This is a genomic window from Candidatus Poriferisocius sp. (assembly GCF_965208355.1).
In the GTDB taxonomy this organism is placed as follows: Bacteria; Actinomycetota; Acidimicrobiia; order Acidimicrobiales; family Bin134; genus Poriferisocius.
In genome coordinates, this window is the sequence record NZ_CBDBOM010000003.1 from 1,820,244 (window position 1) to 1,845,346 (window position 25,103).

22 protein-coding genes and 1 tRNA gene are annotated in these 25,103 nt (G+C 64.1%); 5 read left to right on the top strand and 18 right to left on the bottom strand.

The window, feature by feature from the left end:
* Positions 1 to 94: 94 nt before the first annotated feature.
* The 10 genes from ACOGXH_RS09720 to ACOGXH_RS09765 all read right to left on the bottom strand — a co-directional run bounded on the left by ACOGXH_RS09720 (position 95) and on the right by ACOGXH_RS09765 (position 10,318).
* A complete protein-coding gene (locus ACOGXH_RS09720; RefSeq protein ID WP_419928906.1) occupies positions 95 to 943 on the bottom strand; it encodes an LLM class F420-dependent oxidoreductase in 849 nt (282 codons plus the stop codon).
* Between the two features lie 58 nt (positions 944 to 1,001).
* Complete coding sequence (locus ACOGXH_RS09725) at positions 1,002 to 1,526, bottom strand: carboxymuconolactone decarboxylase family protein (RefSeq protein ID WP_419928907.1); 525 nt, start codon at positions 1,524 to 1,526, stop codon at positions 1,002 to 1,004.
* Between the two features lie 257 nt (positions 1,527 to 1,783).
* Complete coding sequence (locus ACOGXH_RS09730) at positions 1,784 to 2,083, bottom strand: putative quinol monooxygenase (protein WP_419928908.1); 300 nt, start codon at positions 2,081 to 2,083, stop codon at positions 1,784 to 1,786.
* 12 nt (positions 2,084 to 2,095) lie between these two features.
* Positions 2,096 to 3,208, bottom strand: a complete 1,113-nt coding sequence (locus ACOGXH_RS09735) for a Zn-dependent alcohol dehydrogenase (protein WP_419928909.1) — start codon at positions 3,206 to 3,208, stop codon at positions 2,096 to 2,098.
* A 136-nt stretch (positions 3,209 to 3,344) separates the two neighbouring features.
* Positions 3,345 to 4,544: a cytochrome P450 gene (locus ACOGXH_RS09740; protein ID WP_419928910.1), complete on the bottom strand. Its 1,200-nt coding sequence runs from the start codon at positions 4,542 to 4,544 to the stop codon at positions 3,345 to 3,347.
* A gap of 55 nt (positions 4,545 to 4,599) precedes the next feature.
* Positions 4,600 to 4,845 (bottom strand): ferredoxin, encoded by a 246-nt coding sequence (locus tag ACOGXH_RS09745; protein WP_419928911.1) that lies wholly within the window; start codon positions 4,843 to 4,845, stop codon positions 4,600 to 4,602.
* Between the two features lie 194 nt (positions 4,846 to 5,039).
* On the bottom strand, positions 5,040 to 6,032 hold the full coding sequence (locus tag ACOGXH_RS09750) for a zinc-dependent alcohol dehydrogenase family protein (RefSeq protein ID WP_419928912.1): 993 nt from the start codon (positions 6,030 to 6,032) through the stop codon (positions 5,040 to 5,042).
* Between the two features lie 83 nt (positions 6,033 to 6,115).
* The gene (locus ACOGXH_RS09755; protein WP_419928913.1) at positions 6,116 to 8,392 is read right to left on the bottom strand and encodes a xanthine dehydrogenase family protein molybdopterin-binding subunit; all 2,277 of its coding nucleotides are present in this window, start codon (positions 8,390 to 8,392) and stop codon (positions 6,116 to 6,118) included.
* A gap of 77 nt (positions 8,393 to 8,469) precedes the next feature.
* Complete coding sequence (locus ACOGXH_RS09760) at positions 8,470 to 9,417, bottom strand: NAD-dependent epimerase/dehydratase family protein (RefSeq protein ID WP_419928914.1); 948 nt, start codon at positions 9,415 to 9,417, stop codon at positions 8,470 to 8,472.
* A gap of 13 nt (positions 9,418 to 9,430) precedes the next feature.
* Positions 9,431 to 10,318, bottom strand: a complete 888-nt coding sequence (locus ACOGXH_RS09765; RefSeq protein ID WP_419928915.1) for a haloalkane dehalogenase — start codon at positions 10,316 to 10,318, stop codon at positions 9,431 to 9,433.
* Positions 10,319 to 10,551: 233 nt separating this feature from the next.
* On the opposite strand from ACOGXH_RS09765, the gene ACOGXH_RS09770 reads away from it, so the two are divergent.
* Together ACOGXH_RS09770 and ACOGXH_RS09775 are read left to right on the top strand one after the other, a co-directional pair.
* Positions 10,552 to 11,298 carry an SDR family NAD(P)-dependent oxidoreductase gene (locus ACOGXH_RS09770; RefSeq protein ID WP_419928916.1) on the top strand — a complete coding sequence of 249 codons (747 nt, stop codon included), beginning with the start codon at positions 10,552 to 10,554 and terminating at the stop codon, positions 11,296 to 11,298.
* A 49-nt stretch (positions 11,299 to 11,347) separates the two neighbouring features.
* The gene (locus tag ACOGXH_RS09775) at positions 11,348 to 12,226 is read left to right on the top strand and encodes a crotonase/enoyl-CoA hydratase family protein (RefSeq protein WP_419928917.1); all 879 of its coding nucleotides are present in this window, start codon (positions 11,348 to 11,350) and stop codon (positions 12,224 to 12,226) included.
* A gap of 56 nt (positions 12,227 to 12,282) precedes the next feature.
* Here ACOGXH_RS09775 and ACOGXH_RS09780 read toward each other — a convergent pair whose 3' ends face one another.
* Genes ACOGXH_RS09780 through ACOGXH_RS09790 form a run of 3 tightly spaced genes read right to left on the bottom strand, consistent with a single transcriptional unit; the run spans position 12,283 to position 16,228 of the window.
* Positions 12,283 to 14,853, bottom strand: coding sequence for a xanthine dehydrogenase family protein molybdopterin-binding subunit (locus ACOGXH_RS09780; RefSeq protein ID WP_419928918.1), 2,571 nt, complete (start codon positions 14,851 to 14,853; stop codon positions 12,283 to 12,285).
* Positions 14,850 to 15,356, bottom strand: coding sequence for a (2Fe-2S)-binding protein (locus ACOGXH_RS09785; protein ID WP_419928919.1), 507 nt, complete (start codon positions 15,354 to 15,356; stop codon positions 14,850 to 14,852). Before ACOGXH_RS09785 ends, ACOGXH_RS09780 begins: the two co-directional genes overlap by 4 nt.
* On the bottom strand, positions 15,353 to 16,228 hold the full coding sequence (locus tag ACOGXH_RS09790) for an FAD binding domain-containing protein (RefSeq protein ID WP_419928920.1): 876 nt from the start codon (positions 16,226 to 16,228) through the stop codon (positions 15,353 to 15,355). The genes ACOGXH_RS09785 and ACOGXH_RS09790 overlap by 4 nt, the downstream gene beginning before the upstream one ends.
* 229 nt (positions 16,229 to 16,457) lie before the next feature.
* Here ACOGXH_RS09790 and ACOGXH_RS09795 point away from each other — a divergent pair, with 229 nt between their 5' ends.
* Complete coding sequence (locus ACOGXH_RS09795; protein ID WP_419928921.1) at positions 16,458 to 17,216, top strand: SDR family NAD(P)-dependent oxidoreductase; 759 nt, start codon at positions 16,458 to 16,460, stop codon at positions 17,214 to 17,216.
* A gap of 170 nt (positions 17,217 to 17,386) precedes the next feature.
* Positions 17,387 to 18,190 (top strand): enoyl-CoA hydratase-related protein, encoded by an 804-nt coding sequence (locus tag ACOGXH_RS09800; protein WP_419928922.1) that lies wholly within the window; start codon positions 17,387 to 17,389, stop codon positions 18,188 to 18,190.
* A 353-nt stretch (positions 18,191 to 18,543) separates the two neighbouring features.
* Here the strand turns inward: ACOGXH_RS09800 and ACOGXH_RS09805 are convergent.
* A tRNA-Leu gene (locus ACOGXH_RS09805) sits at positions 18,544 to 18,631 on the bottom strand.
* A gap of 69 nt (positions 18,632 to 18,700) precedes the next feature.
* The gene (locus ACOGXH_RS09810; RefSeq protein WP_419928923.1) at positions 18,701 to 19,594 is read right to left on the bottom strand and encodes an NAD-dependent epimerase/dehydratase family protein; all 894 of its coding nucleotides are present in this window, start codon (positions 19,592 to 19,594) and stop codon (positions 18,701 to 18,703) included.
* Between the two features lie 123 nt (positions 19,595 to 19,717).
* Between ACOGXH_RS09810 and ACOGXH_RS09815 the strand changes: the two genes are divergently transcribed.
* On the top strand, positions 19,718 to 21,334 hold the full coding sequence (locus ACOGXH_RS09815) for a thiamine pyrophosphate-dependent enzyme (RefSeq protein WP_419928924.1): 1,617 nt from the start codon (positions 19,718 to 19,720) through the stop codon (positions 21,332 to 21,334).
* A 108-nt stretch (positions 21,335 to 21,442) separates the two neighbouring features.
* Here the strand turns inward: ACOGXH_RS09815 and katG are convergent, their stop codons facing one another.
* From katG to ACOGXH_RS09830, 3 genes are all read right to left on the bottom strand, one after another.
* Entirely contained in the window at positions 21,443 to 23,626 is a 2,184-nt protein-coding gene (gene katG / locus ACOGXH_RS09820) for a catalase/peroxidase HPI (protein WP_419928925.1), read from the bottom strand.
* A gap of 39 nt (positions 23,627 to 23,665) precedes the next feature.
* Positions 23,666 to 24,115, bottom strand: coding sequence for a Fur family transcriptional regulator (locus tag ACOGXH_RS09825; RefSeq protein ID WP_419928926.1), 450 nt, complete (start codon positions 24,113 to 24,115; stop codon positions 23,666 to 23,668).
* Positions 24,116 to 24,214: 99 nt separating this feature from the next.
* Positions 24,215 to 25,087: a metallophosphoesterase family protein gene (locus ACOGXH_RS09830; RefSeq protein ID WP_419928927.1), complete on the bottom strand. Its 873-nt coding sequence runs from the start codon at positions 25,085 to 25,087 to the stop codon at positions 24,215 to 24,217.
* Between the last annotated feature and the right edge of the window lie 16 nt (positions 25,088 to 25,103).

Genomic DNA, 25,103 nt, shown 5'->3' on the forward strand with positions numbered 1-25,103 from the left:
ACGATTGATTATTCGCTGGCATGAGGCGACCTCCCGGACGCTAGTAGTGGCCGGTGTTCACAGGCACCGAGATCAGGCGCTTCGACATGATAACTCAGAAGTGCGCCATGCAGTCGCGCGCAATGTCATCGAGTAGTGGCAAGACCTCGTCGCGTCCGGCAGGCGGCAGCTGGAAGATGACGCCCCGGACGCCGAGGCTTTCGAGCCACTCCAAATGGCGCGGCTCGGGCGGAGAGCTCATCGTAATCACATCGATGTCAGTGGGATCGCGACCGGCCTTCTCGGCGCGCCTCTTCAGTTCCTCGATAGTAGAATCGAGCGGACCGCTGCCATAGCCGTCCTGGGGCATCCATCCGTCGGCGAACTCGATGATGTGGTCGAAGGTCGTCGGGCCAGCTTTCGCTCCGACGATGATGGGCGGGTAGGGCTGTTGGATGGGCTTGGGCCATATTTCGGTTGGCTCGATCTGGAGGTATTCCCCCTGGAATTCCGCGACATCTTCGGTCCAGATGCGGCGCATGGCCAGACACCGTTCACGAACGACGGCGCGCCGCGTCGGCCAGTTGACGCCGTGCTGAAGCGCCTCGTCCCTGTTCCATCCGTAGCCGACACCGAAGCTGAAGCGTCCGTCGCTGAGGTGATCGATCGTTGCGACCGACTTTGCGAGGATTATGGGGTCACGCTGGGCGACCAGGCAGATGCCGGTCCCCACCCGCAGCGTCTTCGTCGCTGCTGCGGCGTGCGTGAGTGCGACGAACGGGTCATACATGCGCTTGAATGCGTCCGGGATGGGGCCAGCTGTCGGGAGCTGCTTCAGGCTGATGGGAACGTTCGTGTGCTCCGGGAGCCATAGCGTGTGGAACCCTCGATCCTCAAGTGCGACAGCGAGCTCCGCCGGCTGAATCGTCTGATCCGTGAGAAAGATCTCGACACCAAATTCCATCACGGGCCTCCTGTCGGCGCAGCACCGCGCCAGCTGGAGCGAGGGGACCGCCGGTAGCTCACTCCCACGCCTCGAGAAAGGCGCGCCGATCCTCTTCGATCTCCAGTTCGAACACCTTGACGAAGTTCACGATGAGTGTGTAGAACGAGACCGTCATTGCAATCTCGACGAGCTCTTGCGGACTGAACAACGCTCGACAGCACTCAAACAGCGATGCGGGGACCTGTCCGCGGCGAATCACTTCGTCGGTCAGAGCAAGAGCCGCCCGTTCGCGCTCGTCAAATGTGGAGCTGACCTCCCAGGCCGGGAGATCTGCCAACTGTTCTTCTCGCACGCCAACGTCGAGCGCGACCGGATGGTGCCGGCCCAGCTCGTAATCGCACCCCGTGAGATACGCCACCCGCATCGTGATGAGTTCTTGGAGGGGACGGTCAAGCTCCGGTTGCGGCACCCCCGGGGCGTTCCCGGTCAGTGCATACCCAAGACCGATGACTCGCTCGAGCACCGGCGGCGCATGCGCGAGGACACGATAGATCTCCGGGGCGGGGTAGCCACGTGCTCGGCAAGCCTCATCAACCCACATGAGCGGCGGTATGTCGGCGCTGGGTGGGATCGGAGGTAGACGAGATGGCATCAGGCAGAGCCCCCTTCCGGCAATTCGTACCAATCGCGATGCGCGCCCCCAGCGTCGTATATGACGCATGCTCATGAGAGTCGACGACACGCGAACAAAATGTGTGAGTTTGATCTATTCTTAGTCAAGCTCTGCGGCGGCGTCAAGCCCTAGGGACCGACTCCTCCAGCCCACAAGGCCGAGTAACGGCCGGTTCTTTCGGACCTCTAGAGAGGCTGGCTGTCCGATACCTCGTATCGCGTCAGCTCGCGGCCGCTTATGCCGAAGTTCGCCATCGCCGCTCGGTACTCGGCCATGTGGGGCGTCTCCAAATGTGCGGCCAGGTGGTCGGCGCTGTCCCAGATCTCGAAGATCCGGAGGGTGCCCTCGTCGCCGCAGCTGATCGCCAAGTTGTACTCCTGGCAGCCGTCCTCTTGCAGGGTGGCTGCCATCGCCGTGGCCGCTGCTTCGCGCAGGGCGTCGGTGTGGGCAGGGTCAAACGTCATCTTGCCGGCTATGAGCAGCATGGCTTCTCCAAATCAGTGCTGATGCACTACGACCGACCGAACGACCTCACCCCGGACCATGGATTCGAAGGCTTCATTGACGTCCTCAAGAGCAATCTTCTGCGAGATGAGCCCATCGAGGTCTATCCGACCGCCTTCGTACAAATCGAGGATTCGACACACGTCCCGCGAAAAATGACACGAACCATAGAGGCTGCCTTTAAGCGACTTGCCCGTCGTGATCAGACCCAATGCGTGCACTGACAGGTTGACGTCACTGCCGGGAAGGCCCACCAATACAGCTTCGCCGCCAGGACGAACCATCTCGATTGCTTGGCCAATGGTAGTCGCTAGCCCGACAGCCTCGAACGCTGCGTCGACGCCTCGTCCCTTAGTCATCTCACGGACGACGTCAACCACCGAGGTCGTGGCACCGTTGATCGTGTCAGTGGCCCCGAACCGCGTCGAAATATCAAGCTTGGATTGAACGGTGTCGATCGCAATGATCCGACTGGCACCGGCAATGCGGGCGCCCTGCATCGCGCTGAGGCCGACGCCGCCGCAGCCGATGACTGCCACGGTAGCCCCAGGTGTCAGGCATGCGGTGTTCAGGGCGGCCCCCACGCCTGTCATGACGCCGCATCCCAGCGGTGCAGCAACGGCAAACGGCACATGGTCGGGCAGACGCACGGCGCTAGCTGCAGGCACTACGACCTCATCGCAGAGCGAGCCGACCTGGCACAATTGACGAATATCGTCATGTCCCCGTCGAAGCCTGGTTGTACCGTCAGGCATTGTCCCGGCCAGTCGTTGAGCGGAGTCCTTCTCGCACAAATAGAGCTGCCCATTTCGACAGTAAAAACAAGAGCCGCACATTGCTTTGAAGGACATGACGACGTGATCACCCTCGACGATTCCGGTAACATGAGGTCCAACGTCGACGACAATTCCAGCACCTTCATGGCCCAGAACCATTGGCAACAATGCAGTAGGCAATTTGCCGGTCATGACCGAGTAGTCCGAATGACAAAGTCCAGACGCTTCGATACGAACCCGGATCTCACCGTGCCGGGGAGGCGCAACCTCAATTCCATCCCACAGCTGGAGAGCTTCTTGTGGTTGCACCAGAACGGCGGCCCTTGTCATGTCGATTTCATCCGTTTCTGTTGCCGCCCGGCGCGTCAGGGACGCCCCTGGGCGAACCTGCTATGTCTCGATGCGTTTGGCCCCGCCGGTGATGACTGCCACTTTCCCCTCTAACCGCATGTGTACATCCTCTCGACTAACCGTGCGACGCAAACTCGACTGGAATTTCGATCGGGCCACGCGGCACCATGGTGTAGTAAGGAACTGAAGACCCGAGCCTTACTCTGAAGTCCGGGATCCGTGAGAGCAACGTAGCAATCGCTACTTCAATTTGCATACGCGCGAAATGAACACCCAGGCAGCGATGCGGACCAGCCCCAAACGACAGGTGTCGATTACTGAGTCGATCAAATTGCAGAGTATCCGGATTCTCAAACTCGACCGGATCACGATTCGCGGCGCTGAAGTACAACGCAACGCGCTCCCCTTCAGGGATGGTTGTCTCTCCGACCACGACTTCCCGCGTTGTGACCCTGGCCAAATGCGTGACCGGTGACTCGAGTCGCAAAAACTCATCGACTGAAGATCCAATTTGACTTGGATCGCCGGCTAGCCGTTCTCGCACCTCTGCATTCTCAGCCAGGTGACGACAGATGATCGAAATCGCGGTAGTGGTTGTATCCATCGCGGCGCCGATTAGCATCGATAACAGCTGCACCTGTTCATCCGCAGACAATGGCGAGCCCGCACGAGTCTCGCGGAGAATCACATCCACGAGGTCACCCTGCGGCTCCTCATCGCGCCGTTGATCCAGTTTGTTGCGAACCCATGCAGCGAGCTCAGCGCGACCCTCTTGCACCTTGACCGGATCACCCCGTTCAAAAATGGCGCGCCTCGTGATATCCAGCACGCGAGGCAACTCCGACCGATCCGTACCAATCATCAGCTCAAAAAAAGAAGCCGTGGAAAACGCCCTCGCATAGTCTTCCACAAGATCGCACTCTCCAGCATCCTCGAATTTATCGATCAGGTGGTTCGCAATTCCGGCGGCCGGCGGCGCAAGCATGCTCATTTTCTCGTGGGTGAAGTGCGGATTGAGAAAGCGACGCCATTCCCGATGGTCAGGACCATCAACCTCGATCGGGGGGAGACGTGGTGTTCCTTCTGTCGGGGCCACCACGCCAACACCTTTGTTTGAACAGAATGTCTCCCAGTCCCGATCCGCTGCCAATACGTCCTCATACCGCGTGAGGATCCAAAAACCACCGCGTGCGTCACTGTGCGCGACCGGACAATTCTCGCGCAGGTCTCGCATGATGTCCCAGTAGCTGTCGTTCAGCACTGGATCTTCAGCAAATGGATCGAGGTGTGCCCGGTAGTGCTTAGCTTTATCCATGACTGCCCTCTCCTCTGTTAGTGGACGTAATGCTGACAGTTGCTCATGTTCAGAGTCACGCCGAGTCTTCTCCCTCAAGCCGGATCGCGGCTTGAGGGCAATTCAGTACAGCGCTCTGCGCTGCGGCTTCGAGTGGACCGTCAACGCCGCCCGGCCTGACGATCGCAAACCCTTCCTCGTCCGCGTCGAAAAGGGCTGGCGCCGATATATAGCAACGACCGTGCCCCTGGCACTTGTCGTGGTCAACGAAAAGCCTCAATGTTCCCCCACTGTGCTTCTGAGTCTCCCGGTCATCCTCCACACCCGTCGCGAACCTTACACACCGGCGAATCAAGCTGTCAACAAAAGAACGAATGATGCCCCCCTGTTCAACTCGCTGGCTCGGAGCGCCCGCCGGTATGCGCCCGTCGCCGAGAGTGTCGGATCCACGCTGTTACTGGTCTGGCCTGGAAACGCCGCCTTTTGGGTGGTCGGCTGGAAGGACAGATTGGCGATCTAGCATGCGACCACAACCTTCCCGAAGTGCGCGCCGGATTCCTGATAGAAGAACGATGCGGCCGCGTCTTCGAACGGAAAGACTCGGTCTACCACCGGCTGGATCGAGTGTTCGGTGAGCGCTTCATGCAGCCGCGTCTGCATCGCTCGGCTACCCACCTTGATGCCGTAGACCTGCAAGGCCTTGCGCTGTATTGGCAAAGGGTTGACCTCGCCGGCCATACCTGCGAGCGCCCCGATCAAGCTGATGGTGCCGGCCTCGCGCAGCGCGCTCATGGACTTGCCGAACGTGCCGCCTCCTCCCACCTCGACGACCAGGTCGACGCCGCGGCCGTCTGTGAGCTCCCGAGCGGCGCCGTCCCAGTCAGGGATCGCCTTGTAGTTGATCGTGTGGGTGGCGCCCATTGCCCGTGCTCGCTCGAGCTTCTCGTCCGAGCTCGACGTCACGATGGTGTCGATGCCGCGTGAGGCGGCTAACTGGAGCGCGAAGACCGATACGCCGCCGGTTCCCTGAAGCAGCACAATCTGATCGGCCTCCGCGGGGTTCGGGTGCTCGAAGAGGGCGTGCCAAGCAGTCAGAGCAGCACATGGGAGCGTTGACGCTTGCTCATAGGACAAGTAGTCGGGGAATCGCACAAAGCCTGAGGCGTCACCAACAACTACCTCCGTGAGCATCCCGTCGATGTCACCGCCGCGCAGCGTACCGATCGCTTCCGCCGAAATTGGCCCGTCCATCCAGTTCGGGAAAAAGAGGCCGACAACTCGATCCCCTACCGAAAGGTCAGTCACACCCTCACCCACCTCGATGACCTCCCCCGCACCGTCGGACAACGGCACCACGGGGCGTCGCGACGTCTTGGCGACGATCAGGTCTCGGTAGTTGAGCGCAGCAGCGCGCACTCGGACCATCACCTCACCTGGACCGATGTCGGGCCGCTCGGCCTCCTCTGCCTCGATGGCTTGGGTGTCGGGGTTTATGACATATCTGCGCATCGGTCCTCCAGAGACGGGCGCTATCGATTTTGTGGTCGAAGCCGCAACCTGAGCCCCTGTTGGCGCCAGGCACCGATATGGGCTCAGGTTGCGGCTCGGATGGCGCGCCAGACGCGTTCGGGGGTCACAGGGATGTCGACGTGGCGGACGCCGAGGTGCGACAGCGCGTCGACCACTGCGTTCTGCACCGCCGGGGTGGAGCCGATGGTGCCGGACTCGCCGATGCCCTTCGCGCCGATCGGGTTCCGATCGGTGGGGGTCTCCTGCGGGATCCGGTTGAACATCGGCAGCTCGGCCGCCGAGCCCAGCGCGTAGTCCGTGAAGTTGCCGGTCTGCGGGTTGCCGTCGTCGTCGTAGACGAACTCCTCCATGAGTGCATGAAGCACGCCGGAGGCCACGCCGCCGTGGACCTGCCCCTCGACGATGAGCGGATTGACCATCGTGCCCGCGTCGTCGCAGGTGATGTGGTCGATGGGCGTCACCTTGCCCGTCTCCCGGTCCACCTCGACGATCGACAGCTGCATTCCGAATGGGAAGGTCGCGCCCGGCGGCTGGAAGTCCACCTCGTGCAACAGCGGCGCGTTGTCCGCCTCCTGAACGTGCGACGCGACCGCGGCCCAAGAGGCCATGTTCGCCGGCGTGCCGACCACACCGAACGAGCCGGTAGCGATGTCGAGCACGATGTCGGCCGGATTGGCCTCGAACATTGTGGCCGCTACTTCCTTGGCCCGCTCCACAAGGCCTTCGCTGGCTTCCCACACCGCCGCGCCACCGGTCTGCAGCGACTTCGAACCGCCCGTGCCACCTCCCCGCACCACCTCGTCGGTGTCGCCATGGCGCACCTCGATCATCTCGAATGGAATACCAGTGATGTCGGCGGCGAGCTGTGCGAACGCAGTGTGATGGCCCTGACCATGGGCAGAAGAGCCGGTGAGCACGAGCGCAGACCCGTCGGGGCGCACCTCGATGCTGCCGAACTCGCCGCTCGTGACCGGGTTGGCGATCTCCACGTACGCGGCCCAGCCAAGGCCAAGCAGCAGCGCGGAGGGGTCCTCGCGCCGCCGGGCCTGCTCTGCGCGCAGCTCGTCGTAGTCGATGGCGGCCAACACCTTGTCGAGCGCACCGCCGTAGTCGCCGGTATCCATCGAGGCGCCGGTGGGCGTTTCTAGCGGGAACTGGTCGTTGGCGAAGAAGTTCTTCCTGCGGACCTCGGCCGGGTCCATGCCGATCTCGGCCGCGAATAGCTCCATGGCCCGCTCGATGCCGAGCGCCGCCTCAGGCCGACCGGCGCCGCGATAGGCGCCCATGGGCACGGTGTTCGTGATGACGGACTGGGCGGAGAAATCGACGCGCGGGATGTCGTAGTTGCCGGTGGCCATGATGCGCCCAAACATTGGCAGGAGGGCGCCCACCTGCGGGTAGGCGCCCCCGTCGGCAAGCATGTGGAACTTGTAGGCCTCCACATCGCCATCACGGCTGCCGCCGATCTTCACGGTGTTGATCCAGCCCCGGCCGTGCGACAAGCCGACCATCGACTCGGAGCGGGTCTCGACCCACCGGACGGGACGGTCTAGCTTCCGGGCAGCCAGCGCGACCACGATGTCCTCGGGGTAGCCGCCGGTCTTGGCGCCGAACCCGCCACCGACGTCGGGAGTGATCACACGGACGTGGTCGGCGTCGACCCCCATCGTCTTCATCAAGATGTCGCGGGTGCCATGCGGGAACTGGGTGCACGACCACTGCGTGAGCTTGGGCTGTCCGTCGTCCGCGGTCCCCCAGACCGACAGCGATGCCCGGGGCTCGATGGGGCACGGCGCCTGGCGATGGTTGCAGAACGTCTGCTCCACCACCACCTCACACCCCTCGAAGATGTCGCCCTCGGCGTCGGATGGGATCTTGAAGATGGTGTTGGTGCCGGCCTCGCCGTGGATGACGAGTTCGTCGGTAGCGGCCGCCTCCATAGACACGAGCGCTTCCAGAGGCTCGTAGTCCACGAACACCAGCTCGGCGGCATCAGCGCCGGCCTCCCTGGTCTCGGAGATGACCACGGCGATGGGCTCACCGACGTAGCGGACCCGGTCGGTCGCCAGATCGGTCCGGGTCATCGCCTGGTTGAACATCGGCATGTCAGGTGGCGCCGCCTTCAGCCCGAGATCGGCCGCGGTGTAAATGGCGATGACGCCATCGACATCGAGCGCCTCCGACGTGTCGAAGCCGGCGATGTCGGCGTGCGCCATCTGTGACCGGACGAAAGTCGCATGGGCGACGTTCTCGGCTGCGATGTCGTCGACGTACATCCCGCCTACGGTCAGCAGATCCGGGTCTTCCTTCCGAACAACACGCGTACCGATCATGCTCATGGCGCCGCACGGTATCAGCCTTGAGTTGCGCGTGGTCGTTCACGGAACCCGGCTGACGAAGTCGCTGGCGATGACCGTCACTCCGCCTGCTCACCGGTCGCGGTGAAGGCAGCGGGGTAGGAGCCGTGTTCGATCTCTTCGATGAGGCCAGGGCGATGTGGGTGCCAGTCCAAGGCGGTGCGTGCGCGTGCCGACGACATGCGCTTGTTGGTCGTCAACGCGTCTGCCATCGGGCCGAGTGCGCCGCGTGCCTCTTCGACTGGCCAAGCCGTTACCGGGCCTTCGAGGTCGAGCGTGCGGGCGATGGCGGATGCAATGTCGCGCATGGTGACAAAGTCCTCCGTGCCAGCGTTGAAGAGGCTTCCGGCTGGGCCGTGTTCCAGCGCCAGAAGGTAGAGATCGGCCAAGTCCTCGACATGGATGGCAGACCAGGCATTGCTGCCGTCGCCCACGGTGCAAGCGCCTCCGAATTGACGCACCAATCCCGCCTGCACGTGCATGATGCCGCTGCCACCCTTGCCGTAGACCATGCCCGGGCGGATCACAATGGAACGCACGTCGTGCTCGGCGGCTTTGAGGACGTCTTGTTCCAGCGCCGCCCGCAGCGCAACATCGCCTTTGGCATCAGCTGGATCTGTCTCATCGACGACCTTGTCGCCGGTGTCCTCGTACACGGCTGCGCCGCTCGTGTAAATGAACGGCTGTCCGGTGCCAGCGAGGGCGGACAGCATGGCCTCCACAACGGCGCGTTCGTTGGCAAACACGAGATCGAGACGGTTGTAGTCGGGAATGCTCATGGCCGCGTGTACCACGCCTTCGGCTGCTGCAACGCCCTGCTCGATGCTGTCCAGGTCCTCCAGGTTGCCGACGTGCGGTTCGGCTCCGATGGCCTCGAGCCGCTCCGAAGCCGAGCTCGCGGAGTCGCCCGATCGAACCAAGCCGATGACCTCGTGCCCGCCGTCGAGTAGACGCCGTGTCACGGTCCCGCCGATGTAGCCCGTGGCCCCGGTAACGAAAACGCGCATTTGTTCTCTCTCCTCAATTGATTCGTGCGTACCAGTTCGACAAGGCTTCCCCGATCTCATGCGGGCAGTCTTCCTGGATGAAGTGAAGACCTTCACCGACATGAACGACGTCGGTGTTGACGAACGTCTGGCGTATCACCTCGGCCTCTTTCTCTTTGATGGCGGCGCCAGGTGTTGCGTAGAGACAGAGTTTGGGCATGCTCGACGTTGGCAACCAGTCTCGCCATGCAGCGAAGGCTGTGCTCACCGGGGTTCCTGCGTCAGCATCTAGAGGTCCTTCTCGCGGCCAGACCCAGATGGGGCGGCGGCTCTCCTTCGTCGGGTAGGGAGCGGCGTAGACGGCCATTTCCTCTTCTGTGAGGTCTCTAACGATCAGAGCAGGGAGCACCTTCTTGATGAAGAGGTTGAGATTCCCAGCCATGATCTTCCCGAAGACTCGGTTCCTGAGCAGCGTTGACGAGAACCGGACACCAAAGGAAAGCTCCTTGAGGGGTGGCATGTCGTGCAGCGACTCCATGAACGCGATCGCCTTGACGTTCGCTGGGTTCTGCCTTGCGTAATGGAAGCCGAGGCCGGAGCCCCAGTCGTGCACCACCAAGGTGACGTCCGTGAGCTCCAGCTCCTCGATGAATCCCGAGAGGTAGCGATAGGAATCCTCGAAGCCGTAGCCGATATCCGGCTTGTCCGACTTCCCCATACCAATCAGGTCGGGTGCGATGCAACGACCCTTATTAGAGAGATGCGGGAGGATGTTTCGCCACAGGTAGTTGCAGGTGGGGTTTCCATGCAGGAATAGGATTGGAGCTCCCACACCTTCGTCGACGTAGTGAATCTTGCTCCCGAGTACGTCCACGAATCTGGACTCGAACGGAAACTCGGGCGATATCGGACGGCTAGGCATACGAACGATCTCTTCGGGTTGCGGGTTTGATTGGCATGTACACCTTTATGCCCGACCCTAGTGGGACTTTTAACCCTCCGGTTGAAAATGTAGCGTGAGAACTCCATGGGGCGGCCGAAGACCTACGACAAAGACGACGTCGCCCGACGCGCGATGCCGGTGTTCTGGCGCCACGGCTACGAAGGAACAACGATCCAGGACAAGGTCCAGATACCAGAATAAGGAGATGAGACATGGAAATTCGCTTTGATGGCAAGACAGCCATCGTGACTGGGGGTGCATCCGGCATCGGACTGGCGACCGCCCGAACGCTGGCCGAAAGCGGGGCGACCGTCATCATCGCCGATCTAAATGCCGAACGCGCCCGCGCGGCCGCCGAGGACATCGGCCACGGCGCTATCGGCCACGAGACAGACGTGACAGACCCAGAGGCGGTCGAGGCCCTCGTCGACTTCGCCGTATCCGAGACCGGAGGTCTTCACATGATGGTGAACAACGCCGGGGGCGATACACCATCTGGGCCGGCCGGCGACTATCCGTTGGACGGCTGGCATCAGGGGATCGACCTCAACCTCCACGGCGTGTTCCACGGCATGCGGTTCGCCATTCCGGCCATGCAACGCGTCGGCGGCGGCGCAATCGTGAACACCTCCTCCTTCCTTGGCATCAAGGGCATGCCCATGGCGAGCGCGTATGTCGCCGCGAAGCATGCAGTCATCGGCATCACCAAGACCGCTGCGATAGACCATGCCGCTGACGGCATTCGTGTGAACGCAGTCGGTCCGGGTGTCATCGACACCCCCGCGCTCAACGAGTTGTTGGATGCCGAAGGCAAGGCGCAGATGGCCGCGACTTTCCCGCTCAACCGCCTGGGCACTCCCGCCGAGGTCGCCAACCTCATCTGCTTCCTGCTGTCGGAGCAGGCGTCATTCATCACGGGTTCATACCACCTGGTCGATGGCGGCCTCATGGCGCAGTGACAGTGACCAGGGTCGTTGCACACCCGCCGCCGCCGACTCGGAGCAGCAGATGACATACGAAGAGATCGTGTACGACGTGGTCGACAGCGTCGGCACCATCACCCTCAACCGTCCCGCGAGACTGAACGCGTTCACGCCGAGGATGATGTTCGAGATGATCGATGCGTTCGATCAGGTCGACGCCGACGACGAGGTGCGAGCGGTGATCGTGACGGGCGCCGGGCGGGGCTTCTGCGCGGGCGCTGACCTCGGCTCGGGCGCGGAGACGTTCAACTATGAGCAGCGGACCGACCGTGCCGCCAACGTCCAGACTGAGGACATCTCGCGCATTCGCGATGGCGGGGGCCGCGTGACGCTTCGCATCTTCGAGTGCCTGAAGCCCGTGATCGCTGCCATCAACGGACCGGCCGTCGGTGTAGGGGCGACGATGACGTTGCCGATGGACATTCGGTTGGGAGCACTCGGCGCGAAGATGGGCTTCGTCTTCGCCCGTCGTGGGCTCGTGCCCGAGGCGTGCTCGTCGTTTTTCTTGCCAAAGGTCGTCGGGCTGAGCACCGCGCTGGAGTGGACGTTCAGCGGACGGGTGTTTCCGATCGAGGACGCCCACGAAGCGGGGCTGGTTCGTAGCGTCCATGCGCCTGACGATCTCCTGCCGGCGGCTCGGGCGCTCGCCGCAGAGATAGCCGCGAACACCTCGGCGGTCTCAGTCGCGGCAACGCGCCAGCTGCTGTGGCGGATGGCGGGCGCCGATCACCCAATGGAGGCCCACAAGATCGACTCGCGGTTGATCTGGCAGCTCGGCAAAGGTGCCGACGTGGCCGAGGGCGTGATGTCATTCGTCGAGAAGCGGCCAGCGGAGTTCACGATGCGCCCGAGCGCAGATCTACCCGACGTCATGCCGTGGTGGACTGAGCGCGAGTTCGAGTAGCGCGTGGATGGCGAGACTCGTGCAGGCTTGAACCTTTCGAGGTGGCCCGGCTTGGCTCAATCGGGATCGATCACTCCGGCGAGCTCGAGGATCTTGGTGGGGGGCAGGTACTGATCGATCACGCGGGCGCATCGTGAGGCGAGTGCGTCTTCGATCGCGTTCGTGAGCGCCGCCGGCGTACCGATCATGCCGCCCTCACCGACGCCTCGGAAGTCATTCTCGCCGCCGGGCGACAGCGTCTCGATGTGATGGACCTCGATGTGAGGGATCTCCATCGTGGTCGGGATCAGGTAGTCCATGTACGTGGTCGCTTGTAGGTTCGCGTGGTCGTCGTAGGCTGAGTACTCGTACAGCACGGCGCCGATTCCTTGTGCGACTCCACCTCGGACCTGGCCGTCGACGATCGCGGGGTTGATGACCGGGCCGCAGTCCTCCACGACGATGTACCGCGGGATGTCCACCAGCCCCGTCTGCAGATCGACCTCGACGATGCACGCGTGCGTCGCGCACGACCACCCGCCGTCGCCCTTGCCCTCGTATTCGCAGCGGGCTTGAAACGCTTCCGCATCGGCGGCCGCTGCATCGCCCGCAGCTGCCCGAGCGACATCGGCGTAGCTCAGACCTCGCGCCGACACACCGGAAACGTGGATGTTGCCATCGACGATCTCGATGTCGTCGACCGCAGCCTCGAGCATTCGCGCCGCCTTGTCGACGACCTGCTGGCGGACCTCGCGCGACGACCCGCGTACCGCTCCGCCACCTATGGGGCCGCCCCGGCTGCCCCCGGTGCCGACCCCGAAGGGTGTTTTGGAGGTATTTCCGTACACAACCTCGACATCCTCGATGCTCACGCCGAGCTCGGTCGCGGCGACCTGCGCGTACGTGGTCTCGTGGCTCTGCCCGTGGGGCATCTGCGGCGTGAAAACCTTGATTGATCCGTCAGCCTCGACCACGGTCCGGGCGGTCTCGCCCAGCAGCGCACTGGTCCCGGGGTTGATGAACTCGTTGTAGTTCGGCGGTCCGGGCGCCGCCTCGTGGTAGCACGCGAAGCCGATGCCCAACGCGCGGCCCTCAGCAGCGGCGGCGGCTCGCTGGCGCTCGACCTCATCAAGGCCCATCAGCTCGATGGCCTTCACGAAGGTCTTGCGTGTCGACATCGTCTCGTCGATGGTGGGGCCGGTGAGCATCTCCGTGGGCATGTCGTCCTCGCCGATCATGTTCTTCAGGCGGAGCTCGGTGGGTGACAGCCCGAGCGCTCTGGCGGCGACATCGATGATGCGTTCGCGCACCCACGTCTCGTTCGCCCACGGCCCGCGGTACGCGACGTACCTGCCCTTATTGGTGGCGACGACTCGCGAACGCTGCTCAAAGGCATCCCATCTGTAGGCCCCCGGTACCATCACCCGGATGATCTGGGTGAAGAGCGCGGCCCCGACGGGAAAGGCGGGGTAGGCGCCCTGGTCGACGACGAGGTCGACCTTGAGGCCGCGGAACGTCCCGTCGTTGTCGAGCGCGACCGAGACCGTTATGTCTTCCTCGCGAGCCTGCCCGCCGTCGGTCAAATTCTCGACGCGGTCCTCGATCCACTTCACCGAACGTCCGAGATCGATCGCTGCGACGGCCACTGCGACGTCCTCGCGGGTTACTGCGCCCTTAGCGCCGAAGCCGCCGCCGATGTCCTTGGCGACGACGGTCGGGTAGCGCTCCTTGCCGAGCAAGCCGAGGCCGATGCGAGGCATCACGCTGATCAGGCTGCGATCGCGCTTTATCTGATGTTTCGCGCCGGTGTTGTCCTGTTTGTCCAGCGTTTCCTTGTTCTTTTCCCTGAACTCCTTGGCGGCAGCGGCGAACGCCGATCGCCGGTTTTTCTGCGCGAAGACCGCTTTGACCGAGTCGAGCAACGGTTCCTTCTCGGTCAACGCAGCCAGGATCCAGCGGAGGACGTGGCTCACCTGGGTTGCACTGTGGACGGTGAGCGATCCGCCATCGCCGACCTCGATGACGATTCCGCGCGTCTCCATCGGTTGGTTGGACTGGCGTTGGCACGAGAACTGCTCGGTGACGATGCGGTCGGCCCCGGCGAAAACGGCATCGACATCGCCGTAGGTGCGTGTGCCGTCGTACAACACGTTGCCGTCGGCCTTGTCCCAGAGCTGCTCGCGGTCGGTCTCGAAGGCCTGCGAAATGTTCGCGACCGCGTCGAGGGGCTCGTAGTCGACCTCGATCAGCTCGAGTGCGTCCTCGGCGAGATAGCGCGACTCTGCGACCACGAGTGCGATCGGATCGCCGACGTGCCGAACCTTCTCAGAGCTCAATGCGCAATACAGAGGCGTGTACAGGTTGGGCAGCATGAAGAACGGCGGGAACGGGTGGGTCTTCTCCTCCATGTCCTCGCCCGTGAAAACGGCGACGACGCCGTTCGCCGCCCGTGCCGCGCTGACGTCGAGCCGGGTGATGCGGGCATGGGGGAACGTGCTGCGAAGGAACGCGGCGTGGAGCACTCCTGGCGGGTCCACGTCGGCAACGTACTGACCGTTGCCGCGCAGCAGTCGATCGTCCTCGACGCGGGTGACGCTCTGGCCAACGAAGCCGAGGCCCGAGGTCTGGGTGGTCTCGGTGGTACTCACTCGCCGCTTCCTCCGTTCATCAGTCGGACCGCGGTCTCGACGCCGTTCAGGATCGTTTCGTAGCCCGTGCAGCGACACAGGTTGCCGCTCAACTCCTGGCGTATCTCGTCTCTGGTCGGATGTGGGTTGCGCTCGAGCAACGCCAGGGTGCTCATCAGGAAGCCCGGCGAGCAGAAGGCGCACTGGAATCCGTGGGCTTCGTGCATGGCCTGCTGGATCGGATGGAGCTGGTCGCCATCAGCCAGGCCCTCAATCGTCGTGATCTCGGTGCCCTCGGCCTGTGGTGCCAACATGAGGCACGAGCGCACCGGCTCTCCGTCGAGCAGGATCGTACAGGCGCCACAGACGCCGTGTTCGCAGCCGAGGTGGGTGCCGGTCAAGCCCGCCTCTTCGCGGATCACGTCGCTCAGGCTCCGCCGGGGCTCGACATCGGTCGAGAAGCTCATGCCGTTGACCGTGAACGCGACGCCGATGGTTTCGTGCATGGGAATGCTGGTGCTCATGCCGGGACTCCGATCTGCTCCGTGGCGCTCGACAGCGCCCGTTCGGTGAGCACGCCGGCGACATGCCGGCGGTAGTTCGAACTGGCGTGGATATCCGCGCCGGGCGAAAGGGTCGCCCGCACCGCCTCGGCGGCCGCGACGAAGGCTTCGTCGGTCGGGGCCTGACCGATGAGGACCGCCTCGGCCGCCCCGACCCGAACGGGAGTGCTGTCGACGCCGAAGAAGGCGAGCGCGGCGTCGGAGAAAGTCCCGTCATCCACCTGCACACGGCATGCGAGCCCGACCATCGCATAGTCGCCATGGCGGCGGCTGACCTCGACGACCGTTCCGCCGGTACCAGGAGCCAATGCGGGGAAGCGCACCTCGGTGAGGAGCTCGTCGCTGCGTAGTGACGTGCTGAGGTAGCCCTCGAAGAACTCGTCCGCGCCGATCGAGCGCTCGCCTGTCGACGATCGAGCGGTCATCTCGGCACCGGTTGCCAGGACGACCGCCGGCATCTCGGCCGCAGGGTCGGCGTGGGCGATGCTACCGACGACAGTGCCGCGGTTCCGGATCGCGCGGTGGCCGACATGCGGCATCGCCTGGTGCACCATCGGTGCGTGGTCGGCGATGTCAGCGGAGTCCTCGGCGACGGCGTGCCGGACGAGCGCGCCGATCACGACGCCGGCGGCCCCGTCGACGAGGATAGAGTCGAGCTCGCTCAGGCGGCCGATGTCGATCAGATGTTCCGGTGGGCCGAGCCGGAGCGCCAAGGTGGGCAGCAGGCTCTGACCACCCGCTAGGACCTTGGCGTCGTCGCCGTGCTCGGCGAGCAACGCCAGGGCCTCGTCCACGCTATTGGGCCGGTGATAGTGAAACGGCGGGTTCTTCACGCGTTCTCCAGGATCGGGCGGTGCAGATCAACGAAGACTATGTCACCGCACCGGGAATGTGTTTCGGCTGTGTTGGACAGGGTGCGGCACTCCATTGCACTGCCAATCTCTGGAGGACTGACCGATCGTTCCTTCTCCGAACTCCACGGGAAGATGCTAGACACGATAACGACATCTGTTCAACTGAACGCGTGATGCCCGCTAAGGCGGCCACACGGAGGAGGCGTAGATGATCGACCTAAGCGGAAGGGTCTTCGTGATCACGGGTGGCAACGGCGGGATCGGTCTGGGCATGGCGGAGGGCATCGTCATGGCAGGTGGATCGGTGGTCGTCTGGGGTCGGCGGGAGGAGAAGAACGCCGATGCGGTGGCCACGCTCGAAGACCTCGGCGGCGAGGCCGCGGCCTACGTGTGCGACATCAGCGACGAAGCGCAAGTGATCGAGACGATGGCCCGGTCCCGCGAGACATTCGGCCGCATCGACGGCCTATTCGCCAACGCCGGACGAAACGGCCCCGGAACCGCCTTCGTCGACACCTCACTCGAGGACTGGCGGGCCGTCATGGCCACCAACCTCGACGGCGTGTTCCTGACGCTCCGCGAGGCAGCCAAGGTGCTGATCGACCAAGGCGACGGCGGCAGCCTCGTCGCAGTGTCGTCGACATCAGCCATCCACGGCGCTGCCGGCAACGAAGCCTACGGCACGGCCAAAACCGGGCTCAACGGCCTCGTCCGTGCCCTGGCGGTCGCCCTCGCCCGCCACGGGATCCGGGTCAACTCCCTACTGCCGGGCTGGACCATCACCGAGCTCGCCTCCCGCGCCTATGCCCGCGACATCTTCCGGGATGCCACCATCAAACGCACCCCGGTCCGCCGCTGGGCCGATCCCTCCGAATTCCAAGCCGTCGGCGCTTTCCTCGCCGACCCAAGCCAGACCTTCCACACCGGCCAGGAAGTCTGCGTCGACGGCGGATACACCGTCTTCTGAGCCGATTGCCATCTCGTAACTCGGGCCGAACTGGATGGACGAGGTCACGCTTGAGCAGTCCATTCAAGGACACCTCCGTCGGTTCCTCCCGGGCGGAACGGCTGGACTCTGCTCGCGACGACGAACTGACGGACTCGGAACTCGACGGGGCGGCGACTAGGTTCCCAGGGATGAGCGACGACCTCTGCACCTACGACGTGGCGGACGGCGTCGCCGTCTTGTCGTTCAACCGACCAGAGTCGATGAACGGCATGACCGGGAACATGGAGGTCGCTTACTTCGAACGGCTGCTCCAGGCGCAAGAGGACCGGCAGGTCCGGGTGATCGTCGTCACCGGCAAGGGGCGGGCCTTCTGCCCAGGCGCGGACCTGGCGCATCGTCCCGGACCCGATGACCACCCGCTCCCGAACGAAACGATCGCTCGAACAACCCCGCTCGACATCGCCAAGCCGATGATCGCAGCGATCAACGGTGCCTGCGCTGGGGCCGGCCTCGCCTACGCACTGCAGTGCGATCTGCGGTTCACCGTGGCGGGGGCGAAGTTCACTACCGCTTTCGCTCGACGCGGCCTGATCGCCGAGTACGGGGTGGCCTGGTTGCTGAACCAGATCGTGGGTCGGGCGGTTGCTGCCGACCTATTGCTGTCCGCTCGCGTCCTGCGCAGCGATGAGGCCGAAGAGCTCGGACTGGTGAATCGGGTGGTTGCGTCGGACGAACTGATGGACACGGTCATGACCTATGCCACCAACCTCGCGGTGAACGTGTCGCCGGCATCGATGGCCACGATCAAACACCAGCTCAACACCGAGGTCGACATGACCGCACACGAGGCGCTAGCCAATGCCGAAGAGCTGATGACCGAATCGCACGCTGGCAGCGATGTCGGCGAGGGTATTGCCAGCTTCCTCGAACGCCGGCCGGTCGCCTTTCCATCACTCGGCGAAGGGACCACGTTCGGGTGGATGGACGATTGACTCCAGCCGCCGGCTTCAATGCCGACACCGTACGCGCCGCCGGCCAAGACGTCCGTGCCTACTACGAGGAAGCCGGACTCGCTCTCACCGACCACGTTCCAGCAGCCCGCCAGCTCGAATCGTGGTTCTACCAACAGACGCAGACCGGGGCCATCATGCGGGGGCCGCCGGCGCCCTCGAGGCCTCCGGCGAGGATCGAAACACCTGGATCTACCTCCTACCCAGCAGCCAACAAAGCTGACCTCGATCTGCCAAAGAGCGCCAGGCAAGCCGGAAGGACGAACCCGAGGCGCCGCCGCCCGACGATGGCGACCGAGAGGCGCCCAACTCTCGGTCGCACCATGGGTTAGTGGTGGTGTCGGAGGGGGGACTTGAACCCCCACGCCCGTATTGGGCACTAGCCCCTCAAGCTAGCGCGTCTGCCAATTCCGCCACTCCGACGTGGACGCCGCATTCCGGCGCAGAGGGCACCCTATCGCGCCGGGGCTTGTTGGCTCTACGAGATAGCGGTCAGGCGGGATGGTTCTCAACTAGGCGGCGGATGCCGTCTTGCCAGCCCACCAGGCGGTCGGGACGCAGGGCCTCCATGCGGCTGGTGTCCATCACCGTGCTGGGAATGGCGTTATCGGCCTCCACGATTTTGGGTGGGCCGCAACCGTCTAGTTCGGCCATGTACGCGCACCAGTCGGCAACCGATACCAGCCCTGGGCTGGCCCAGTTCAAGGTGGTGGCTGGAACCGATGCCAGATCCAGCAAAACGGGCAGGTCAGCGGCGATGTCCTCATCATGAATGAGGTTGTAGCGGGCACCATCGGTATGCACCTCGATGTCCATGCCCGCTCGCATCATCAGCAGGTGGAACAGCGGCCAACCGGCGGTGTCGCCGTAGGGCACGTTGAGCCGGGCGATCACCGTCGGCAGATCGAACTCCTGGGCCCCGAAGCGGGCTACTGACTCGCCGGCGATCTTGCAGATCGAATAGGTGGGCATCATGTGGGCGTGGTGATTGCCATGGGGGCTGTCCTCGGTGAACGGCTGGCCCCCATTGGGCTGATACACCGCCCCCGATGAGCAATGAAGGAATGCCTCCGCGTCGCGGAAGTGGCTCATCAGATGCCCGGTGGCCTCCGAGCACACCGCCAGGTCCGTCTTCCAGTCGCCGGTCTTGATCACCGCCAGATTCACCACCACGTCCACATCGCGGGGAACCGCCGAGAAGTCGGCGGTCACGAAATCAACAGCGATGCACTCCACTCCCCCAGCCTCCAGATCAGCCCGAGCGTCAGGGTCAGAGAATCGGGCCAGCGCAATCACCCGATTGTCGGCGGCCAACGACTTGCACAGCGGTGGCCCCACCATCCCCGTCGGCCCCGTCACCACAATGGTCTTGTTCCGCAACTCCACAGCGAGCTCCTTTGGCAGCTTGGTGGACTCAAATTACTGCCAGCACCTGTCGGGCGACACTCCCAGAAGCAGGGCGCGGCACGAATTGGCAGGTATCGCGGAAACGGTAAGGGTGGAGGCACCATGACCACGCAATCCGATGCCGTCTCGACCCGTTTGGGGGGATCGGCGGTTGTCGAGCAGCTGGTGCGAGAGGGCGTCGAGGTGGTATTCGGCATTCCCGGCGTGCAACTCATGCACATCTTGGACTCGCTCCACCACGGCGCCGACAAGATTCGCTACATAACCGTGCGCCACGAGCAGGCCACGGCCTTTATGGCCGACGGATACGCCCGGGTGAGCGGGCGGCCCGGCACGACGCTCATCGTGCCCGGCCCCGGTGTGTACAACGCGGGGTCGGGGCTGGCCACGGCATACGCCGCGTCGTCGCCGGTCTTTCAGATCTCGGGGCAGATCAACCGGGACGCCATCGGCCAGGGCCACAGCCTCCCCCACGAGGTGCATGACCAGCTCGACGTTGTTCGGCCGATCACCAAGCACGCTGAGCGGATCACTGACGCCGACCAGCTTCCTGGCGCGGTGAGACGGGCCTTTGCCGCAATGACCAGCGGTCGTCCTCGCCCTGCTCACTTGGAAATCCCTCCTGAGACCATGGGCGAGCCGACGGGCGCGCCATTGATCGATCCCGTCGCTCCCGAACCTCGGCGGCCCGATCCAGAGCTCGTAGCCCAGGCCGCCCTGCTGCTGGCCGAGGCCGACCACCCGCTGCTGGTCGTCGGCGGCGGGGCCCACGGCGCGGCTCATGTCCTCCGCGAGCTGCAACATCACCTCCAGGCGGCGACCATCTCCACTCGGGAGGGCAAGGGCGTGATCGACGGCCGCGACCCCGCCGCGATCGGCACCCTGTTCGTCCACCAGCGCCTCGCACCGGTTATCGCCGACGCCGACGTTGTGCTGGCGGTGGGTACCCGCCTCCAAGGCGTGGGGCTGGGCGACCGCCACCGACTGATCCATCTTGACGTCGATCCCGCCGAGATCGGCCGGTTCACCTCTCCCGAAGTCCCCTTGGTGGGCGATGCCGAAGTCGGCGCGGCCGACCTGCTCGACGCGCTGCGCCAGTGCAGCGATCCGCGAGCTGACCGCTCAGCGGAGTGGCGCGAGGCTCGCCAGCAAGTCGACACTGCCCATCGCGCCGCTGGACCCCAGGCCGCCATCGTCGAAGCCCTGCGAGACGGCTTGCCCGTCGATGCGATCTTGGCGGTCGACGCCACCATGGTGGGCTACATGTGCCACATGTACCTGCCGATCGCCCGTCCCAGGTCGTACCTCACGTCGTCGTACATGGGCACTCTCGGCTTCGCCATGAACATGGCCCTCGGCGCCAAAGTGGCCGCCCCTGAGCGTCCGGTGGTGTCGATCAACGGCGACGGCGGCTTCCTGTTCGCCAGCAACGAGTTGGCCACCGCTATCCAATGCGACATCCCAACCGTGCACATCGTGGTCAACGACAACGGTTACGGCAACACCCGCCTGGACCAAGAGCTCAACTACGGCGGACGGCTCCTCGGAACCGAGCTGCACAATCCCGACCTGGTCAAGTACGCCGAGTCGTTCGGCTGCGCCGCTACTCGGGTTGTCGACAACGACGGCCTCCGCAGCGCAGTCCGGGAAATGATCGCCGAAGACCGGCCCGCGGTAGTCGAGCTGGTCATCGACCCGCTGCCTACCAACGGGTTCTAGGGACACCCACTCTCCGCGTTCGAACTGGCTACCAAGCCTCCCGACAACGGGCTAGCTGCCGGTCAGCGGGAGAGGGGGATCCCGCTGACCGGCCGGCCAGCGCCGTCCTCAGGCCAGGTCGAACCGGTCCAGGTTCATTACCTTGGCCCAGGCGGCCGCGAAGTCTTGGACGAACTTCTCCTCGCCGTCATCGCAGCCGTAGACCTCGGCGATGGCCCGAAGCTGGGAGTTGGAGCCGAACACCAGATCGGCGGCGGTCGCCGTCCAGCGGAGCTCCCCGGTGTCCCGGTCGCGGCCCTCGTACACCCCGGACTGGTCGACTGACGCCTGCCACTCGGTGTCCATGGTGAGGAGGTTGGTGAAGAAGTCACTGGTCAAGGCGCCGGGCCGGTCGGTGAGCACACCGTGTTGGGATCGGCCGACGTTGGCGTCGAGCGCTCTCATGCCGCCGACCAGCACGGTCATCTCCGGGGCGGTCAGGTTGAGCAAGAACGCCTTGTCCACCAGCAGCTCCTCAGCGGGCCGCTTGTGGAAGTCGGCCAGGTAGTTGCGAAAGCCATCAGCGGTTGGCTCGAGCACGCCGAAGCTCTCGACGTCGGTCTGCTCGGCAGTGGCGTCGGTGCGTCCCGGTGAGAACGAGACCGCAAGGTCGTGGCTGGCGTCGCGGGCCGCTCTCTCCACCGCGGCACATCCGCCCAACACGATCACATCGGCCAGCGAAACCTGACTGCCCCCTTGGGCGTTGAAGTCGGCCTGTACTTGTTCCAAAGCAGCCAACACCTCGCCCACTCCTGACTGGACGTTGACCTCCCAGCCGTCCTGGGGTGCGAGCCGAATGCGAGCGCCGTTGGCACCGCCTCGCATGTCAGTGCCTCTGAACGTGGAGGCCGAGGCCCATGCCGTTGCCACCAGTTGGGACACCGACAGGCCCGATCCCAGGATCCGAGCCTTGAGGTCGGCGATGTCATCGGGCCCGATGGGCTCGCCTTGGGGGGCGGGCACCGGATCCTGCCAGATCAGCTCCTCATCGGGTACCTCAGGTCCGAGGTAGCGGGCTACTGGGCCCATGTCGCGGTGGGTGAGCTTGAACCAGGCCCGGGCGAAGGCGTCGGCCAACTCGTCGGGGTTCTCATGGAAACGGCGGGAGATCGGCTCGTAGATGGGATCGAACCGCAGCGCCAAGTCCGTCGTCAGCATCATCGGCGCCACCCGCTTTGCTGGATCATGGGCGTCGGGCACGGTGTCGTCGGCGGCCCGGTCGGTCGGACGCCACTGGTGCGCACCGGCGGGGCTCTGGGTCAGCTCCCACTCGTAACCGAACAGATTGTCGAAAAAGCCGTTGTCCCACGTGGCGGGATCGTTGGTCCACGCGCCCTCGAGGCCACTAGTGATTGCGTCACCGCCCACCCCAGAGCCAAAGGTGTTCCTCCAGCCCAGGCCCTGTTCCTCGAGGCTGGCGCCCTCGGGGTCGGCTCCGACGTAGGTGTCGGGGGCGGCACCGTGGGCCTTGCCGAAAGTGTGTCCGCCGGCGATCAGGGCCACGGTTTCCTCATCGTCCATGGCCATGCGGCCGAACGTCTCCCGGATGTCGATTCCCGCGGCGATGGGGTCGGGATTGGCGTTAGGGCCCTCGGGATTGACATAGATGAGACCCATCTGCACCGCCCCCAGCGGGGTCTCCAGCTCTCTCTCGCCGGTGTAGCGCTCATCGCCCAGCCACTCGTTCTCCGAGCCCCAGTACACGTCTTCCTCGGGCGCCCAGATGTCGGGGCGGCCCCCTCCGAAGCCGAAGGTCTCAAGGCCCATCGATTCCAGAGCGACGTTGCCGGCGAGGATCAACAGGTCGGCCCACGAGAGCTTGCGGCCGTACTTCTGCTTGACGGGCCACAACAGCCGGCGGGCCTTGTCCAGGCTGGCGTTGTCGGGCCAGCTGTTCAGCGGAGCGAACCGCTGGGCTCCGGTGCCACCGCCGCCGCGGCCGTCGCCGATTCGGTAGGTGCCGGCGGCGTGCCAGGTGAGGCGGATCATCAGCGGTCCGTAGTGGCCGTAGTCGGCGGGCCACCATTCCTTGGAGTCAACCAGGACGTCGGCGATGTCCTGCTTCACGGCAGCCAGGTCGAGCGACTCGAACTCGGTGGCGTAGTCGAAGCTCTCCCCCATCGGGTCGGCCTCGGGTGAGTGCTGGTGCAGGATCTTCAGGTTCAGCTGTTCGGGCCACCACTGCTCGGTGGCTGAGGTGCCCTTGGCGGTATTGGCCCCCGAAAACGGGCACTGGCTTGCGTTCTCAGTCATTGGACTCTCCTTTGTGTTGATGTTTGGTGGTTGATCGGTTCATTGGGCGGCCGGTTCTGGACTGGCTGCGAAGCACTCGGGGCAGCGACCCCAATAGATGACCTCCGCCTCGTCGATCTCGAATCCCAGGTCGTCGGAGGCGTTCAGGCACGGGGTGTAGCCCACCGCGCAGTCCACGTCGACCATCCGATTGCAGCTGCGGCAGATCAGGTGGTGGTGGTTGTCGCCTACTCGGTCTTCGTAGCGAGCCGGCGATCCCGCGGGCTGGATCCGACGTATCAGGCCCTTGTCGGCAAGCATTCCCAGCGCGTCATAAACCGCCTGGCGGGAGATGGCGCCGATGTCGTTGTGGACCGCCTCGGCCACATCCTCAACGGTACCGTGAGGACAGGCCGAAACGGCACGGATGACGGCAATCCGCTGAGCAGTGACTTGCAAGCCGTTCTGCCGCAGCAGATCAGCGGTGGAGGGAGTATCGCTGGATCCCATACAGGGACCCTAGCAAATATTCTGGACTAATTCCAACATTTTGGGAATTCTGATCTAAGAAATATTCAGGACACGGGTCGGCCCGACCCAACGTCGCAGTCAGGCTCTCTCAGCGGCCAGTTCGGCCTTCATCTCCTCGTAGCTGATCTCACCTCGGAGCATGCGCCGGGTGACTTCGGTCAGGGAGAAGCTCGGCCACTGCTCCTCCCCCACCAGGTGAGCTTCGCTGGCAACCGTCCCGTCATCAAAGAACTCGTAGGTGCGGTATCCCGGCGGAAGCGTGGTGTACTCGTCGAAGTCGAGGTTGACCGACAGCGATGGGCACTGGTGTACAGGCCGTCCCGCACACTCCAGGGTTGTGTTGGTGTGCGTGTGGCCAGCTCCCACCCCGCGGATCTTGGGGGCCATGTCGATCAGTCGAGCGAATTCCGCGTCATGGTCCTCTTTGTAGAAGAAACCGAAGGCTCCCGGGGGGTGGTGGGTCCACACAAAGGCGTGATCCGCGTCGCTGCGCTCAATGGTCTCGGCAATCCATGCCACTTCGGCATCCCCGAAACGGCCGTGCGCGTGGGTCCGGTCCTCCCGGTCCACCAGCGAGCCATCCGGGCGCTGATCCCGCCCGTCCGCGTTGGAGTCGGCGAAGAGGAACAGCCACGACCCGACCCGAAGAGTGCGCCCGCTGCTGATGCCCGGCCTAGGCAATATGGCATCGAAGGGCGCCTGCCGGTCGTGATTTCCGGGACACACCACCGCATCGACGGGGAGGCGGGACAGTTTCTCGGCCACCTTCTCGTACTCGGCCTCGGTGCCGTTGTGGGCGATGTCCCCGGTGATCACCACCAGGTCGGGCAGCGGCTGGCCTGAATCGAACGCGTCGGAGAACACCGCATCCCAAGATTCGTCGGTGTTGCGTGGCTCTCCTTCCGGCTCGGTACAGAAATGCATGTCTGAAAACTGAGTGACTCGAAACACGCCCCGAGTCTTCCAA